General features: G+C 69.2%; 16 protein-coding genes. 11 read left to right on the top strand and 5 right to left on the bottom strand.

Annotated elements, in window-relative coordinates; all coding sequences use genetic code 11:
• Positions 1-87: 87 nt before the first annotated feature.
• The 4 genes from DAT35_RS40430 to DAT35_RS40415 all read left to right on the top strand — a co-directional run bounded on the left by DAT35_RS40430 (position 88) and on the right by DAT35_RS40415 (position 5468).
• The gene (locus tag DAT35_RS40430; RefSeq protein ID WP_108074635.1) at positions 88-975 is read left to right on the top strand and encodes an alpha/beta fold hydrolase; all 888 of its coding nucleotides are present in this window, start codon (positions 88-90) and stop codon (positions 973-975) included.
• A gap of 95 nt (positions 976-1070) precedes the next feature.
• Positions 1071-1520, top strand: a complete 450-nt coding sequence (locus DAT35_RS40425; RefSeq protein WP_108074634.1) for a hypothetical protein — start codon at positions 1071-1073, stop codon at positions 1518-1520.
• A gap of 65 nt (positions 1521-1585) precedes the next feature.
• Entirely contained in the window at positions 1586-3841 is a 2256-nt protein-coding gene (locus DAT35_RS40420; protein WP_108074633.1) for a TonB-dependent receptor, read from the top strand.
• A 127-nt stretch (positions 3842-3968) separates the two neighbouring features.
• Entirely contained in the window at positions 3969-5468 is a 1500-nt protein-coding gene (locus DAT35_RS40415; protein ID WP_108074632.1) for an acetyl-CoA hydrolase/transferase family protein, read from the top strand.
• Between the two features lie 31 nt (positions 5469-5499).
• On the opposite strand, the gene DAT35_RS40410 is transcribed toward DAT35_RS40415, so the two are convergent.
• Together DAT35_RS40410 and DAT35_RS40405 are read right to left on the bottom strand one after the other, a co-directional pair.
• On the bottom strand, positions 5500-5679 hold the full coding sequence (locus DAT35_RS40410) for a hypothetical protein (protein WP_108074631.1): 180 nt from the start codon (positions 5677-5679) through the stop codon (positions 5500-5502).
• Positions 5669-6604, bottom strand: coding sequence for an ADP-ribosylglycohydrolase family protein (locus tag DAT35_RS40405; RefSeq protein WP_108074630.1), 936 nt, complete (start codon positions 6602-6604; stop codon positions 5669-5671). Before DAT35_RS40405 ends, DAT35_RS40410 begins: the two co-directional genes overlap by 11 nt.
• Positions 6605-6711: 107 nt before the next feature.
• Here DAT35_RS40405 and DAT35_RS40400 point away from each other — a divergent pair, with 107 nt between their 5' ends.
• Complete coding sequence (locus DAT35_RS40400) at positions 6712-7329, top strand: flavodoxin family protein (protein ID WP_199243138.1); 618 nt, start codon at positions 6712-6714, stop codon at positions 7327-7329.
• A 7-nt stretch (positions 7330-7336) separates the two neighbouring features.
• Here the strand turns inward: DAT35_RS40400 and DAT35_RS40395 are convergent, their stop codons facing one another.
• A complete protein-coding gene (locus tag DAT35_RS40395) occupies positions 7337-8230 on the bottom strand; it encodes a LysR family transcriptional regulator (RefSeq protein ID WP_108074628.1) in 894 nt (297 codons plus the stop codon).
• Positions 8231-8292: 62 nt separating this feature from the next.
• On the opposite strand from DAT35_RS40395, the gene DAT35_RS40390 reads away from it, so the two are divergent.
• A complete protein-coding gene (locus DAT35_RS40390) occupies positions 8293-9009 on the top strand; it encodes an SDR family oxidoreductase (RefSeq protein ID WP_108074627.1) in 717 nt (238 codons plus the stop codon).
• 79 nt (positions 9010-9088) lie between these two features.
• Here the strand turns inward: DAT35_RS40390 and folD are convergent, their stop codons facing one another.
• Positions 9089-9934, bottom strand: coding sequence for a bifunctional methylenetetrahydrofolate dehydrogenase/methenyltetrahydrofolate cyclohydrolase FolD (gene folD, locus DAT35_RS40385; RefSeq protein ID WP_108074626.1), 846 nt, complete (start codon positions 9932-9934; stop codon positions 9089-9091).
• A gap of 79 nt (positions 9935-10013) precedes the next feature.
• Between folD and DAT35_RS40380 the strand changes: the two genes are divergently transcribed.
• Both DAT35_RS40380 and DAT35_RS40375 read left to right on the top strand, forming a co-directional pair.
• Positions 10014-10769, top strand: a complete 756-nt coding sequence (locus DAT35_RS40380; RefSeq protein WP_369946312.1) for a TerB family tellurite resistance protein — start codon at positions 10014-10016, stop codon at positions 10767-10769.
• Positions 10770-10788: 19 nt separating this feature from the next.
• Complete coding sequence (locus tag DAT35_RS40375; RefSeq protein WP_108074624.1) at positions 10789-11616, top strand: hypothetical protein; 828 nt, start codon at positions 10789-10791, stop codon at positions 11614-11616.
• Positions 11617-11641: 25 nt separating this feature from the next.
• On the opposite strand, the gene DAT35_RS40370 is transcribed toward DAT35_RS40375, so the two are convergent.
• On the bottom strand, positions 11642-12205 hold the full coding sequence (locus tag DAT35_RS40370; protein ID WP_108074623.1) for a Uma2 family endonuclease: 564 nt from the start codon (positions 12203-12205) through the stop codon (positions 11642-11644).
• Between the two features lie 178 nt (positions 12206-12383).
• Between DAT35_RS40370 and DAT35_RS40365 the strand changes: the two genes are divergently transcribed.
• The 3 genes from DAT35_RS40365 to DAT35_RS40355 are packed head-to-tail and all read left to right on the top strand — an operon-like array spanning position 12384 to position 15235.
• A complete protein-coding gene (locus DAT35_RS40365) occupies positions 12384-13067 on the top strand; it encodes a Smr/MutS family protein (RefSeq protein ID WP_108074622.1) in 684 nt (227 codons plus the stop codon).
• A gap of 36 nt (positions 13068-13103) precedes the next feature.
• Positions 13104-14099 carry an adenosine deaminase gene (add, locus tag DAT35_RS40360; RefSeq protein WP_108074621.1) on the top strand — a complete coding sequence of 332 codons (996 nt, stop codon included), beginning with the start codon at positions 13104-13106 and terminating at the stop codon, positions 14097-14099.
• Between the two features lie 5 nt (positions 14100-14104).
• On the top strand, positions 14105-15235 hold the full coding sequence (locus tag DAT35_RS40355) for a quinone-dependent dihydroorotate dehydrogenase (protein ID WP_108074620.1): 1131 nt from the start codon (positions 14105-14107) through the stop codon (positions 15233-15235).
• Positions 15236-15290 lie beyond the last annotated feature (55 nt).

The raw sequence follows: 15290 nt of genomic DNA, 5'->3' as shown, positions 1-15290 counted from the left end.
GGGGGAGGAGATCGGAGAGCCCACTCTTTCGCTCGCGGGCCCGCGGTCCTATTCTCCGCGCGTATTCGCACACAAGGGGAGCGGGCCTTGCAGCACCATTACGCCGACATCAACGGACTCCGCATGCACTACGTCACGCATGGTGCAGGCGATCCCATCGTCTTCCTCCACGGATTCCCCGAATACTGGGGCGCCTGGAAGAAGGAGCTCAACGACCTGGGGAAGGATCACCACGTCATTGCACCCGACCTGCGCGGCTACAACCTGACCTCGAAGCCGGAGAAGGTCGAGGACTACCACATCAAGCATCTGGTGGAGGATGTGCGCTCGCTGGTGGAGCACCTGGGCCTGAAGAAGACGGCCGTCGTCTGCCAGGACTGGGGCGCGCTGGTGGGCTGGAGCTTCCTGCTGCGCCACCCGGAGCTCGTCTCCCGGTTCGTCACCATCAACATCACCCACCCCGCCCTGTTCGACCGGGAGCTGCGAGAGAACCCCCGCCAGCAGCTCGCCGCCCAGTACATGCTCGTCTTCAACTCCCCGCAGGCCGAGCCGCAGCTCATGGGCGATGACTTCGCATGGGCGAAGCAGGCCGTCATCAACGACGCCCGGGCCCACGGCGCCATCCTGTCGGATGAGGATGTGGCCGAGTGGATCTCCGCGTGGAAGCAGCCGGGCTCCATCACCTCCGGACTCAACTACTACCGGGCGGCGAAGATGGCTCCTCCCGACGGAGAGGGACACCCGGGCGGCAGCAACCTGCTGGATGGCCTGAAGCCCGATCAGTACCTGGTGCGCGTGCCCGTGCTCTTCATCCATGGCGAGCAGGACACCTACCTGCTGGCGGATGGGCAACGAGGCCTGAAGGAGCTCGTGCCCCAACTCACCATCCGGCGCATCCCCGATGCGACCCATTGGGTGGCCCTCGAGAAGCCCCGCGAAGTCAGCCAGTTCATCCGCGAATTCATGCGCGGCTAGGAAGTACCCAGATGCAACCGAAGTGCCCTTGCAAAATCGGAGAGCCCGTGGCTTAGGGAGGCGGGCTTTCCGGCCCCGAAGAGGAGCACCCGGTTGTGTTGAGGCAGGAGGACCGTCGCGATCTGGGCTGGCTCGGCCTGTTGGTGGCCGTGTACGGTCTGGCGTGCGCGCCGGTGCTCCACGCGGTCTACGGCCACGGTGGAGCGGACCCGCTCTCCTCGGCGCCCTCGGCCCGGGGCTGGATCACCCACCAGCGGGCTGAGTCCCACGAGCCCCCTCCTCCCGAGCTCCCCACTCCTCACGACGAGAGCAAGCCGCACTCGCACGGGCCCGCGGGCAGATCCGGCCACGAGCACGGGACGACGCCGGCCGGCCACACGCACGGAGTTGGCAGCGTCGAGCACCTCCAGGCAGTGGCACTGCCCGCGCTCGCCCTGCCCCGCCTGCTGGTCCTCTGGTTCGAGGCAGGCACCCGGCACCTGGGACAGGCGCTCCCACGCAAGGGTGAGCCGCTCCGTCAGACCGCGATGCCGCAGGGCCCGTAGGAGACACCGACGTCCCAGTTCCGTCGGTCTCCTTCGTCTCCCTCTCGTCTCGAGGTCGTTCCCCCATGCTGTCTTCTCGCGCGGCCCCTCTGGCCGCGATCGCCGCATTTGTGTCCGCTGTTCCCGCCTTCGCGCAGTCCTCCGACGTCAGCGCCCCCACCCCACCCCCGAGCACCCCTTCCGCGGAGAACGTCCAGAGCACGCCCGCCGATCCGGGCCCGGCGTCCACGGACGCGCCCGTGCTCTCCGCCCCTCCCGAGCCCTCCGCCCCTCCCGAGCCCGAGGTCTCCGCTCCCCCGCCGCCAGCGGAGCCCCCCTCCATGCAGACGACGGTGACGGCGCGGCGCCCCTTCACCGCAGCCTCTTCGTCCACGGTGCGGGACCGGGACTTCATGTTGCGTCCCCACCCCCGCCCGGCGGACATCCTCCAGGTGGTGCCGGGCCTCTACACCGTGCAGCACGCGGGCGGCGGCAAGGCCAACCAGTACTTCCTGCGCGGCTTCGACGCGGACCACGGCACGGACGTGGCGCTCTTCGTGGACGGCGTGCCCGTCAACATGGTGAGCCACGCGCACGGCCAGGGCTACGCGGACCTCAACTGGGTCATCCCCGAGCTCATCGAGCGCGTGGAGGTTCGCAAGGGCCCGTACTTCGCCCAGGACGGTGACTTCGCCACCGCCGGCGCGGTGAACCTGGTGACGCGCCGCAACTTCGAGTCGAGTCAGCTCACGCTGGGAGGCGGCTCGTTCAGCACCTGGCGCGGCATGTTCATCGCCGCTCCGGACGTGGACGGCTGGAGCCCCGTGGTGGCCGGACAGGTGTACGGCACCAACGGCCCATTCCTCAACCCGGAGAAGCTGCAGCGCTACAGCCTCTTCACGAAGGTGACGCGCAACCTCTCGGAGCGCTCCACACTCTCGCTTGCGATCACCTCGTACGGCAGCGGCTGGAACGCGAGCGGACAGATTCCCCTGCGCGAGGTGAATGCCCACCGGCTGGACACCTTCGGCACCGTGGATGACGCCGAGGGCGGTAACTCGCAGCGCCACAGCGTCTACGCCACCTGGCGCACCCTCACCCGCAACGACGGCGAGGTGAACGTCATGGCGTACGCCCTGCAGTACCGGCTCAACCTCTACTCCGACTTCACCTTCTTCAGCCGGGATCCGGTGAACGGGGACATGATCGAGCAGAACGACAAGCGCACGGTGCTCGGCTTCAACGCCAGCTACCGCTTCCGGCACCAGTGGGGCGGCATCGGCTTCGAGACCACGCTCGGCACGCAGCTGCGCAGTGACAGCATCGACAACGGCCTGAGCTACGACAAGGCGCGCAAGCGGCTGCAGACCGTGGTGGACGCCAGCGTCCTCGAGAGCAGCATCGGGGTGTACGCCCAGGAGGACATCACCTTCACGCCCTGGCTGCGGGCGGTGCTCGGCCTGCGCGCGGACTCGTTCGGCTTCAACGTGGACGACCATCTGGAGGACATGGCCGCGCCCGACACGAAGACCTCCGGGGTGGAGCAGACCACGCGCATCTCCCCCAAGGCCAGCCTCGTCCTCAGCCCGCTCCCCGACACCGAGCTGTACGTGAACTTCGGCCATGGCTTCCACTCCAACGACGCGCGGGGCGTGGTGCGTCTGCCCGAGCCGGTGACGCCGCTCACGCGGGCCCGAGGCTATGAGGTCGGCGCCCGCACGCGGCTGTTCGACCGGCTGGACCTGGCGGGCTCGGTGTTCCGGCTCGACCTGGACAGCGAGCTCGTCTGGGTGGGCGACGAGGGCTCCACCGAGGCTCGTGGCCCCACCCGCCGTCAGGGCCTGGAGGCCGAGGCCCGGCTCAAGGTGCTCCCGTGGCTCTTCGCCGACGCGGACGTCACCGTCTCGCGCGCCACCTACGTGCAGAACGCCGGCAACGGAGACGCAGTGGCACTCGCCCCCACGCTCATCCTGGCCGGCGGCGTGTCCGCGCGTCACCCGAGCGGCCTCTACGGCCGGCTCGGCGTGCTGCACCTGGGAGACCGCCCGGCCACCGAGGACAGCTACTTCATCGCCCAGGGCTTCACCCGCGTGGACGCCACGCTGGGCTACCGGGGCTCCTTCTACGAGCTGAACGTGGGCGTGCAGAACGTGCTCAACACCTCGTGGCGCGAGGCCCAGTTCGCCAACGTCTCCCGGCTGCCGTCCGAGGCTGGCCCGGAGAGCTGCCCGGCGGGCACCCGGCCCGTGGGTGAGGCCGGCGCCTTCGAGGGCTGTGAGGACCTCCACTTCACCCCAGGAGCGCCCCTCAACGCCCAGGCCAGCGTGAGCTTCTTCTTCTAGAAGCCCCCCCATGGGGCTGGCGCTCAAGAGGCAGGCGGCCTCATGTCCGGAGCCGCCACCTTCCCTCCGCGGATCCATCTTCGCCTTGCGGCTGTTCACTCCCGTTGCCCAGCCGCCAAGGAGAACCATGTATCGCGATCGGATCCGTCTGAAGTCCCTCTGGGGGAAGGTGGTGAGCCCCGAGGAGGCCGCCCTTCACATCAAGGACGGGATGACCGTTGGTATGAGCGGCTTCACCCGTGCCGGCGACGCCAAGGCCGTCCCCCTGGCGCTGGCCGAGCGAGCCGCCCACGAGCGCCTGAAGATCACCCTGATGACCGGCGCGTCGCTGGGCAACGACGTGGACAAGATCCTCACCGAGGCCGGGGTGCTGGCGCGCCGCCTGCCATTCCAGTCGGACCCGGTGCTGCGCGCCGCCATCAACCGCGGCGAGGTGATGTTCGTCGACCAGCACCTGTCCGAGACGGTGGAGCTGCTGCGCTCGCGGCAGATGGGGCCCGTGGACATGGCCGTCATCGAGGCCGTGGCCATCACCGAGGACGGCGGCCTCATCCCCACCACCTCGGTGGGCAACTCGGCCACCTTCGCCATCCTCGCCGAGCGGGTCATCGTGGAGATCAACCTCACCCAGCCGCTCGAGCTGGAAGGCCTGCACGACATCTACATCCCCACCCGCCGGCCCTTCCGCGAGCCCATCCCCGTGGTGACGCCGGAGAGCCGTACGGGCCTGCCCTACATTCCCATCGACCCGGCGAAGATCGCCGCCATCGTCGTCACCCGCAAACAGGACAGCTCGTCCACCATCCTGCCGCCGGACGAGGAGACGCGCGCCATCGCGAGCCACCTCGCCGACTTCCTGCTCCGCGAGGTGAAGCTCGGCCGGATGGGCAACAGCCTCCAGCCCCTCCAGGCGGGCATCGGGACCATCGCCAACGCCGTGATGCACGGCTTCATCGACAGCCCCTTCCACCACCTGAAGATGTACAGCGAGGTGCTGCAGGACAGCACCTTCGACCTGTTCGACGCGGGCAAGATGGAGTTCGCCTCGGGCTCGTCCATCACCCTGAGCGCGAAGAAGTACGCCGAGGTGTTCCCGAAGCTCGCCCACTACAAGGGCCGCCTGGTGCTGCGTCCGCAGGAGATCAGCAACCACCCGGAGGTCATCCGCCGGCTGGGACTCATCGCCATCAACACCGCGCTGGAGTGCGACCTCTACGGCAACGTCAACTCCACGCACGTCAACGGCACGCAGATGATGAACGGCATTGGCGGCTCGGGTGACTTCGCGCGCAACGCGCACCTGGCCATCTTCGTGACCAAGTCGCTGGCCAAGGGCGGCAACATCTCCAGCGTGGTGCCCATGGTGACGCACGTGGACCACAACGAGCACGACGTGGACGTGCTGGTGACGGAGACGGGCCTCGCGGACCTGCGCGGGCTGGCTCCTCGCGAACGGGCGGAGACTATCATCCGCAACTGCGTGCACCCGAGCTACCGCGAACTGGCCCAGGAGTACTACCGCTCGGCCCTCAAGCGCGGCGGGCACACGCCCCACCTGCTGGAGGAGGCCTTCTCCTGGCACACGCGCTACCAGCAGACCGGAAGCATGTTGCCGCGCAAGCAATAGCTCCCCGTGGACCGGCGCGAGCTGCCCGGTGCTACGCCACCGTCCAGGACTTCGCGCCGGGCACACCGCGCTCCACACGCGAATCCAGCCAGCTCACGAAGCTCCCGGCCCGCCCCTGATCGTCCCAACTGGCCAGGATCTCCCGGCGGAGCTGTCCCTGGACGTCGTCAGCCCAACTGGAAGTGCCGCATGGCCGCAGCCTAGCCCGCATGGCTCGCGAGGAGCTCCTTCACCATCGGTTCCACCAGCTCACGGCCTCGCAGAGCGCGCCGCCAGCGCTCCGGAATGGACAGGAGGCCATCGCGAATCCCCGCGATGCCACCCGCCACCGCCGCCGTCGTGTCCGTGTCGTGCCCGAGCGCAATCGCCGCCTTCACCACGTGCTCGTAGGACCCCGCCGCGACGCAATCGCGCGCCGAGCGCAGGCAGTCCACCACGTACCCGCTCCCCCTCCCCTTGTCCGGCGAGTCAGGCCGCACCGCCCACTCGAGCTCCGTGCGCTGCTCCGTTCCCTCGGGGTACAGCGCACGGAAGGTGGCCACCGCATCCGCCCACGCCTCCGCCGAGCCCTCCAGCGTCCGTCGCGCCCAGAGGCAATACAGTGCGCAGCACACCTGCGCCCGCATGTGCCCGTGCGTCACCCTCGACTGCAGCATCGCGTCCCGAGCCAGCGCCGCGTCATCTCCCCGATGCCAGAGCGCCAGCGGCAACACCCGCATCAACGAGCCGTTTCCGTTGTCGTGCTCACCTCTCGGGCCCGCCTCGAGCGCCGGAGCCCCCGCCCGGAACTCCGCCAGCGCCGTCCGCGTCTGGACGCCCACGTCGAACACCTCGTAACCCACGGCCATGTACCCGAGCTCGTACCAGTTCACGAGCCGCCGCCCGAGGTCCTCGATGTCCAGGTGGTTCCGGTACTGCAACGAGGCCAGCAGGCACAGCGCGTGCGCTCCGTCGTCCGACCATGTGCCCGGAGGCACTCCGTCGTGCGCCCGGCTGAAGCCGGGAGGGGGCTCGAAGTCGATCAGCGCGGGTTCCGGAATCTGTTCCGGCGGGTGGAACTCGTAGGGGACTCCGAGTGCGTCTCCGATGAGCAAGCCATAGAGACCTCCCTCGATTCGTTCCTGGCGTGTCGGCATTCGTGGACCCTCCCCCCCAGACGTTACCCCGCATGCCCGGCCGGGATCCTGCGCCGCCTCGGGAGGCCTGTTATGCAGGAGCCCACGCCTCCCGCCCCAGGACATCCGTGAGCACCTTCCCTTCGACGAGCCCCCTCCCTTCGACTCCCCGCCGCATCCTCTTCCTGCTGGCCAGCGCCCGTGAGAACGGCAACGCGGAGCAACTCGCCCGCCGCACCGCCGAGGTGCTCTCGCCCGACACGCTGGTGGACTGGGTGCGGCTGGACGCGTATGCGCACGAGTCCTTCCGCGACCTGCGCCACACCCCCGAGGGCTACCCCGAGCCGAGTCCTGCGATGCGCGCCCTGGCCGAGCTCACGCTCGCCGCGGATGAGCTCGTCTTCGTGGCGCCCGTGTACTGGTACAGCATTCCCGCCAGCGCCAAGCTCTACCTGGACCACTGGTCGTGGTGGATGCGCCTCCCGAAGCTCCGCTTCAAGGAGCGCATGCGCGGCAAGGTGCTGTCCCTCATCACCAGCCACGCCAGCGACGACGCGGACGGTGTCGAGCAACCCAGCATCTCCACGCTGCGCATGAGCGCGGACTACCTCCACATGCACTGGCGTGGGGCGCTCGTCGGCCACGGCGACAAGCCCGGAGAGGTGCTCACGGACTCGCCCGTGCTCGAGTCCGCCCGCAGCTTCCTCCTGCGCCCGGTGGGCAAGCCCACCACGCAGGTGGCGTGACCCGAGCTCACTTCGAGCCGTGCTTCATCACCCAGTCGAGTGCCAGGCGCACCCGGGTGGAGAGCAGCCGGCGCGAGGGGTACACCGCGAACACGTCGCGTGGCTCGAGCGTGCGCCCCGTCACGGTGAGCCGCACCAGCGCCTTGCCCTGCTGCTCGATGGCCTCCTCGGAGGCGCGGACCACGCCCAACCCCTGCACCGCCGCGGCGATGGCCACCTGGGGGTCGTTCACACAGAGGCGCTCGAGTGGCCGCAGCTCCTCGATGGAACCGTCCCGCCGGAGGAAGCGCCAGGTTCCTCCGGGCTGATGGAGGATGGCGGGCACGGAGCCGAAAGAATCGCGCTCGAGCCGGGTGCGGCCCTTCAGCTCCTGTTTCACGAAGCCTGGTGACGCGGCGAGCGCGAAGGGAACCGACCACATCCGCCTCGCCACCAGCTCCCCGTCGTGAACGGGGCCCGCGCGGAAGGCCAGATCGAAGCCCTCCTCGACCAGGTCCACCACCGCGTTGGTGAGCTTCAGCTCCACGGTGAGGCGAGGATGGCGGGCGGCGAAGGAGAACAGCGCCGGCGCGATGCGCTGCGCGCCTGTCTGCACGGGCGCCGTCACCCGGAGTCTGCCCGAGGGCTCGTCCTCGCGGTCGACGGTCTTGTCGAGCACCGACGTCAGCTCGTCGAGCAGCGGCCCGGCGCGCTCGAGCAGCCGCGCGCCCTCATGGGTGAGGCCCACGCGCCGCGAGTTGCGCTGAAGCAGCCGAGTCCCCAGCGTCTCCTCCAACTGCGCCACCCTGCGGCTCACCGTGCTGGTGGGAACCCCCGTGCGCCGCGCCGCCTCCACGAAGCTCAGATGCTGTGCGACGGCCACGAAGATCCGCACGTCATCCACCGACATCATCCCATTCATGGGATGAAGCTTGCCACGGCATCCCATAGTCACCAACGCGAGGTCCGCGCTACCTATGGGCCATGAACCTTGAAAAACAGCATGTCGTCGTGATGGGTGGCTCATCCGGCATTGGGCTCGGGGTGGCCAGGGCCTGTCTGGAGAGTGGAGCCTCGCTGACCCTGGTGGGCCGTTCACCCCAGAAGCTCGCCGATGCCGCCGCCGGACTCGGGGCGGCGCACCGCGTGCGCACCTTCGCCGCCGATGTGACAGACGAAGCCCAGGTGCGACGGCTCTTCGAGGAGCATCCGCCCGCGCACCACGTGGTGCTCACGGCGGTGCACGGCCATTATCAACCCATCCGCCAGATGGAGCTCTCCGAGGCGCGCCTCACCATCGACTCCAAGCTGGTGGCGGCGCTCCACGTCGCCAAGCACGCGCGGCTCGAACCCAACGGCTCGCTCGTCTTCACCACGGGAATCGCGGCGGATCGTCCAGGGCCCGGCGGGTCGGTCATCGCCGCGGTGAACGGCGCCCTCGTGTCGCTCGTGCGGGCCCTGGCCCTCGAGCTCGCACCGGTGCGGGTGAACGCGGTGTCCCCGGGTTGGATCGACACTCCCATCTGGGACACCCTCGCCGGCAACGCCAAGCAGCAGCGCTTCGAGCAGCACGCGCGCCGGCTCCCGGTCGGGCGCGTGGGAGTCCCCGCCGACATCGCCCACGCCGTCCTCTTCCTGATGGGAAACGGCTACACCACCGGTGAGGTGCTGAACGTCGACGGCGGACACCGGCTCGTCTGACGCTCCGTGAGCGCGGGTGGGCTCAGGACCCGGGTCTCGTTCGTGGCCCGGGTGGCCCACCTCCGCGCGGGACGCCAGCTCAGGAGGTGGCCTTCGCCGCCTCGAGCGTGTTGCGCATCAACATGGCGATCGTCATCGGCCCCACGCCTCCCGGCACCGGCGTGATGAACGAGGCCCGCTCCTTCGCCGCCGCGAACTCCACGTCCCCCTTCAGCTTCCCGTCCGGCATCCGGTTCATGCCCACGTCAATCACCACCGCCCCGGGCTTGATCCACTCGCCCTTGATGAGCTCGGGCACGCCCACCGCCGCCACCACGATGTCCGCGTTGGCCACCTCGGCCGCCAGGTTGCTCTTGCGGTGGCACACCGTCACCGTCGCATCCGCCGCCAGCAGCATCAGCGCCATGGGCTTCCCCACGATGTTGCTGCGCCCCACCACCACCGCCCGCTTCCCCGACGGGTTGCACCCCACCTCTTCCAGCAGCCGCATCACCCCGAACGGCGTGCACGGCCTCGGTCCCGGCTTGCCCAGCGACAGCTTGCCCGCGTTCACCGGGTGGAAGCCGTCCACGTCCTTCTCCGGCTTCACCGCCGAGATGATCCGCTCCGCGTCGATGTGCTTCGGCAGCGGCAACTGCACCAGGATTCCGTGCACCGCTGGATCCTTGTTCAGCTTGTCCACCAGCGACAGCAACTCGTCCTGGGTAATCTTCTCGTCCGGGTGCACCTCCCAGGAGTTGAAGCCCACCTCCTCGGCCGCCTTCTTCTTGCCGGTGACGTAGATCTTCGAGGCGGGATCCTCTCCCACCCGGACCACCGTCAGTCCCGGCACCAGGCCGCGCTCGGCCTTGAGCTTCTCCGTTTCCGCCTTCACCTCCGCCCTCACCCGCGCCGCCACCGCTTTTCCGTCGATCAACTGGGCCATAGCGCGGCGGACTCTATGCGAAACTCCCTCCAGGCAAGGGAGTGAAGCGTCCGTGACACCTGGAAAAGTTCTCGGAGCGATGCTTGGACTGGCCGTCGGTCTACTGATCGGCGGTCCCCTGGCCATCGTCCTGCTCGTCATCGCCGGGCTCGCGGTCGGCCATCAGGTCGACGAGCTCCATGTTCTCCCCTCCGACACGGCCGGCAACGGCAAGGGAGAGCCCGCCCCCCGCTCCTCCGTGGAGCTCGCCGCCCAGGACCACTTCGCCCGCCACCTGTGCGCCCTCTTCATCGAGGTGGCCCGCGCCGATGGGGACGTGGTGCGCGACGAGGTGCGCGTGGTGCGCGAGTACTTCGCCGACCGGCTCAAGTACGGCCCCGAGGCGCTCGGGCTCGTGCGCCGCTACCTCAAGGAGCACCTCGCCCGCCCCCCGTCACTCGAGGACTCCGCCGCCGCCTGCCGCGACGAGCTCTCCACCTCCGAGCGTCTGCTGCTGCTCGAGGCGCTCTATGGCCTCGCGCTCGTCGACGGCCACCTCCACCGCGCCGAGCAGGAGACCCTGCGCCGCGTTGCCCAGGGGCTCGGCCTGTCCGAGGAGGACCTTCGCTCCGTCACCGCCCGCCACTTCGGCGATGGCGAGGTGCATTATGCCCGGCTCGGTCTCACCCCGGATGCCAGCGACGCGGACGTGAAGAGCGCCTTCCGCAAGCTCGCCGCCACGCATCACCCGGATCGCGTCGCCAACCTCGGCCCGGGAGCAGTCGAGCAGGCGTCCCGCCGCTTCCAGGAGATCCGGGAGTCGTACGAGGAGATCCGCCGCCTGCGAGGGCTGTGAAGCGCTAGGCTGTCTCCCGATGCCAGACCATTCCACCATCCAGGTGCGGTTCGTCGATGCGGCGACGGGCCAGTCCATCGGCGAGGCGCAGCTGCCCGTCGAGAACCTCCCCCAGAGCTTCGAGGCGGCGACCACGCTGCGCATCGGAGAGAAGTCCTACGAGGTCGTCTCCGCCAGCCCCATGACCGCCCGGGAGTTCCGCGCGACCGGAACCCTGCGGATCACCATGCGGGAGGTGAAGATCGAGACGATGGATACCCAGAAAATCCTCTACTCGTTGCCCACCATCGCCGAGGAGCTTCCCGCCATCGAGGAGGGCTCGACGAAGCTGGGCAAGGAGGTGCTCGAGCTGCACGAGGACGACTGGCGGCAGGTCGAGCTCGTGGCGCTCACACTCGAGTCCTCCATCGAGACGGACTTGAGGGCCATCGCGCAGATCCATCAGAAGCACCGCGAGGGTCCCGGCTTCAATGCGCTCCACATCCGCGAGGCGGTGCCCGCCCCGATGGAGGGCACCTGGCTCACCCTGCTCGAGCTGAGGAGCACCCTGGGTGAGAGTGCGTCGTGGTTCGAGGGACTCGCGTTCCGGGGCGTGGCGGGGCTGGTCGCGGGGGGCTTCGCCGTGAAGCTGCCCTCCGGGCTCACGCTGTACGGCACGCAGAAGGGAGGCCGGATCGACGTGCTGGCCCTCCAGCGCCCGGCGAGCGGCGCGAACCTCGAAGGGGATGCGCGCATGCTGGCGGCGCTCGCCTCCAGGACGCAGCTGTGCCTCATCGACTGGTGCCGCGTGGACCAGTTCCCGCCCACCGCCGAGCACTTCCGGGAGTGGCTGTCCGGCAAGTCCTGAGCGGCGGCGGAGGACGCCATGAGGCTCAGCCTCGCTGCTCCTCGCCCCAGAGGAAGGCGAGCTCCAGCGCGAATGCCTCAAAGGGCTCGGCGCACACGTGGGCCATGCCAGCGTGCGTGATGAGCAGCGTGTAACGCGCCCCCTCCAGCCGGAACACCTCCAGCGTGCGAGCCTCCGGATCGAGCAGCCACACGTGCCGCACGCCCTCTCGTGCGTACACCGGCAGCTTCGCGGCCCGGTCCAGCGCCGCCGTGGAGGACGAGAGCACCTCGCACACCCAGTCCGGTGCGAGCGAGAAGGCCACGGTGCGCGGAGGCCGCGGCATCCGCTCGCGGCGCCACCCGCCGAGATCCGGAACCAGCACATCCTCGCCCAGGTGCAGTTCCGGCTCGTCGAGAAGGATCCACCCTCCGGGGCCGCCCCGTCCCCGATCGAACGGCCCCATCAACTCGCCGCCCAGACGGGAAGCCGCGACCGTATGAGGCGCCGCCGGCCGAGGGCTGACATGCAGCTCTCCGGCGATGATCTCCCCCACCACGTTCTCGGGGAGCGCCTGCAGATCCGCGTAGCTGGCTGGTCTCCGTCCCATTGATTCCCCATGTTCCTCGACGCCCGTCACCATTTCCATGGGAGCGGGCATAACACCCGGGTCTGACGTCTCAGGGCAACTCCCAGGGCCTGTCCTCAAAGGTTGCATCCGCGGGGCACGGGACGCAACCGCGAAACCGGGTTGAACCCCGGCCCACTCTGTCGCATTACAACGTCATATGAGCGACCGCGGCTCCCCCAAGAAGAAGAGCGAGGCCTTCAACAATCCCTTCAAGGCGGCCATCACGGAGCTCAAGAAGAAGCAGGCCGAGCCCCCCAAGAAGCCCCAGGCCCCTCCCCCGCCCCCCAAGCCGTCCAAGTCCAAGCGCGGCCAGGAGGAGGACGACATGTCCCTCTTCCTCTCCGCCATGGACGGCGTCGAGCAGATCACCAACCGCGGCGAGCCGCCCCCGCCCAACCCCCGCCTGCCGGAGATCATCGACGAGAACGCCGAGGCCCTCGCCGAGCTCGCCGAGCTCGTGGCCGGCCAGGGCGAGTTCGACGTCTCCGATTCCACCGAGTACATCGAGGGCGCCGCCCCCGGCATCGATGCGCGGCTGCTGCGCTCGCTGCGCCGCGGTGATTTCTCCATCCAGGGCCGCCTCGACCTCCACGGCATGACCCAGGCCGAGGCCCGGGACGCCGTGGACCGCTTCATCACCGACAGCCGCCGCACCAGCAAACGCTGCGTGCTCATCATCCACGGGCGGGGGTTGAACTCGAAGGATCAGATCCCCGTCCTCAAGGAGAGCCTCCGGGGGTGGCTGAGCCAGAAGCGCGTCGGCAAGACGGTGCTCGCGTTCGCTACCGCACGTCCCCAGGACGGTGGTGCGGGCGCCGTCTACGTGCTGCTTCGCCGGTAGCTGGACGCACGGGCGGCTCTGTGCATACATACCGCCATGGCACGCGAACTCATCGATCTGCACATCCACGTGGGCGGCGCCGTCGCGCCCCACGTCCTCTGGTCCCTGGCCCACCAGCAGGGATTCAAGCTCCCCGTCAAGAACTACTTCGACTTCGTCGAGCTCATCACCTCGCGTCCCGGCAAGGTGGGTAGTCTCGAGGACTACCTGAAGATCCTCCACACCTGGACGGAGAAGATCCAGAGCTCGCCGATGGCCATCGAGCGCTCCGTCTACGAGATCATCGGCAAGGAGTACCGCAGCAGCCGCGTCACGCAGATCGAGCTGCGCTTCAACCCCATGAAGCGCAACCTCAACTCGGAGCTCGACCTGGACCACATCATCCACGCGGCGCTGCGCGGCATGGATCAGGCGGTGCTCGAATATGGCGTGAAGGCCGGCCTCATCTTCTGTCTGGCCCGCGAGTTCGACCACCGGCTCAACAGCATCATCGTGGACAAGGCCATCAAGTACCGCCACCGCGGCGTGTACGGCATCGACCTGGCCGGCACGGAGAAGAACGCGCTGGAGCTCGAGCCCACCATGGTGCCGCAGTACGAGGAGCTCTTCGCCCGCGCTCGCAAGGGCGGCCTCAAGTGCACCGTGCACACCGGTGAGACCCGGGGCACCGGCGCCGAGGGCGTCATGGCCGTGGTGGAGCGGCTCAAGCCCCACCGCATCGGCCACGGCATCCGCGCCGCCTACGACGAAGCCGCCATGAAGCTGCTGCGCGAGCGCGAGGTGGTGCTCGAGCTGTGCCCCACCTCCAACCTCCACACCCGCGCCGTGGAGGGGCTCGACGAGCTCAAGCACATCATGCAGACCTTCTGGGACCGCGGCGTGAAGTTCACCCTCAACACCGACGGCCCCTACCTGCTGGAGACGGACATGCGCCGCGAGGTGGAGCTCGTGGAGAAGAACGGCCTCCTCACTACCGAGCAGGTGGACCAGACGCTCGCCTGGGCGCGTCAGTCCTCCTTCATCCCCTCGTGAGCTCCATGTACCGGCTGGCCCGCGCCCTGCTCTTCCTCCTCTCCGCCGAGCGCGCCCACCGGCTGGGAATGACCCTGCTGCGCTGGTTCGGACACCTCTCCGGAGTCTGCCGGAGCCTGCGCGCGCGGGTGTTGTCGTCGGTGACTTATGACGCCTCGGTGAAGGTGGCGGGCCTGGAGCTCGCCCACCCGGTGGCGCTGGCCGCGGGACTCGACAAGGAGGCCGAGGCCGTGGATGGGCTGCTGGCGCTCGGCTTCGCCGCGGTGGAGGTGGGCACGCTCACCCCCAGGCCCCAGCCTGGCAACCCGCTGCCGCGTCTCTTCCGCATCCCCGAGCACCGCGCGCTCATCAACCGGATGGGCTTCAACAACCACGGCGCCGCCAACGCCGCCGGGCACCTCCGGGCGCGCACCTGGCACCCCGCGCCGGTGGGGGTGAACATCGGCAAGAACAAGGACACGCCGCTGGAGCAGGCGGTGGACGACTACGTGGCGTGTGTGGACACGCTGGCCTCGCTCGGGGACTACGTGGTGGTCAACGCGAGCTCTCCCAACACCCCGGGTCTGCGCAAGCTGCAGGAGCCCGAGGCCCTCACCGCGCTGCTCCGGGCGGTGAAGGCGCGGCTCGACCAGGTGGCGCTAGGCAAGCCGCTCTTCCTGAAGATCGCCCCGGATCTCACACCCGAGGCGGTGGACGAGGTGGTGGACGTGGCGCGCGCCTGCGGGCTGGCCGGGCTCATCGCCACCAACACGACCATTGCCCGTCCCTTCGAGCACCCGGTGGCGAAGGAGGCCGGTGGCCTGTCCGGAGCGCCCGTGCGCGAGCCGGCCAATGCCGTCATCCGCCGTGCCTATGCGCGCAGCGGAGGTACGCTGCCCATCATCGGCGTGGGGGGCGTCTTCACCGCGGAGGACGTGTACGAGAAGCTGCGTGCCGGGGCCTCGGTGGTGCAGGTCTACACCGGCTTCATCTACGAGGGGCCCGGCATGGTGCGCCGGCTGCTCGAGGGACTGGGCCCGCTGCTGGCCCGGGACGGCTTCCGCTCGGTGCGCGAGGCCATCGGCGCGGACCATCGCGGCGTCCCCGCGGCTCCGGTCACCGGGCCCGAGCGTGAGGCCCCTCGCCCCCAGGCGTGAGCGGCTCGCTCGAATAAAACAAGGCGCTCGCCGGCTCCTTGGAGTGCAACCGGCG

It is taken from the genome of Vitiosangium sp. GDMCC 1.1324 (assembly GCF_003044305.1).
Lineage (GTDB): Bacteria > Myxococcota > Myxococcia > Myxococcales > Myxococcaceae > Archangium.
Note: the sequence above shows the minus strand (reverse complement) of the source record. Positions and strands in the feature narration are given on the sequence as shown.

Excerpts from the sequence above, each read along its gene's own strand:
- DAT35_RS40420 (WP_108074633.1), top strand. The coding sequence starts at position 1,586 with ATGCTGTCTTCTCGCGCGGCCCCTCTGGCCGCGATCGCCGCATTTGTG.
- DAT35_RS40415 (WP_108074632.1), top strand. The coding sequence starts at position 3,969 with ATGTATCGCGATCGGATCCGTCTGAAGTCCCTCTGGGGGAAGGTGGTG.
- DAT35_RS40410 (WP_108074631.1), bottom strand. The coding sequence starts at position 5,679 with ATGCGGGCTAGGCTGCGGCCATGCGGCACTTCCAGTTGGGCTGACGAC.
- DAT35_RS40405 (WP_108074630.1), bottom strand. The coding sequence starts at position 6,604 with ATGCCGACACGCCAGGAACGAATCGAGGGAGGTCTCTATGGCTTGCTC.
- DAT35_RS40395 (WP_108074628.1), bottom strand. The coding sequence starts at position 8,230 with ATGAATGGGATGATGTCGGTGGATGACGTGCGGATCTTCGTGGCCGTC.
- DAT35_RS40390 (WP_108074627.1), top strand. The coding sequence starts at position 8,293 with ATGAACCTTGAAAAACAGCATGTCGTCGTGATGGGTGGCTCATCCGGC.
- folD (WP_108074626.1), bottom strand. The coding sequence starts at position 9,934 with ATGGCCCAGTTGATCGACGGAAAAGCGGTGGCGGCGCGGGTGAGGGCG.
- DAT35_RS40380 (WP_369946312.1), top strand. The coding sequence starts at position 10,014 with ATGCTTGGACTGGCCGTCGGTCTACTGATCGGCGGTCCCCTGGCCATC.
- DAT35_RS40375 (WP_108074624.1), top strand. The coding sequence starts at position 10,789 with ATGCCAGACCATTCCACCATCCAGGTGCGGTTCGTCGATGCGGCGACG.
- DAT35_RS40370 (WP_108074623.1), bottom strand. The coding sequence starts at position 12,205 with ATGGGACGGAGACCAGCCAGCTACGCGGATCTGCAGGCGCTCCCCGAG.
- DAT35_RS40365 (WP_108074622.1), top strand. The coding sequence starts at position 12,384 with ATGAGCGACCGCGGCTCCCCCAAGAAGAAGAGCGAGGCCTTCAACAAT.
- add (WP_108074621.1), top strand. The coding sequence starts at position 13,104 with ATGGCACGCGAACTCATCGATCTGCACATCCACGTGGGCGGCGCCGTC.
- DAT35_RS40355 (WP_108074620.1), top strand. The coding sequence starts at position 14,105 with ATGTACCGGCTGGCCCGCGCCCTGCTCTTCCTCCTCTCCGCCGAGCGC.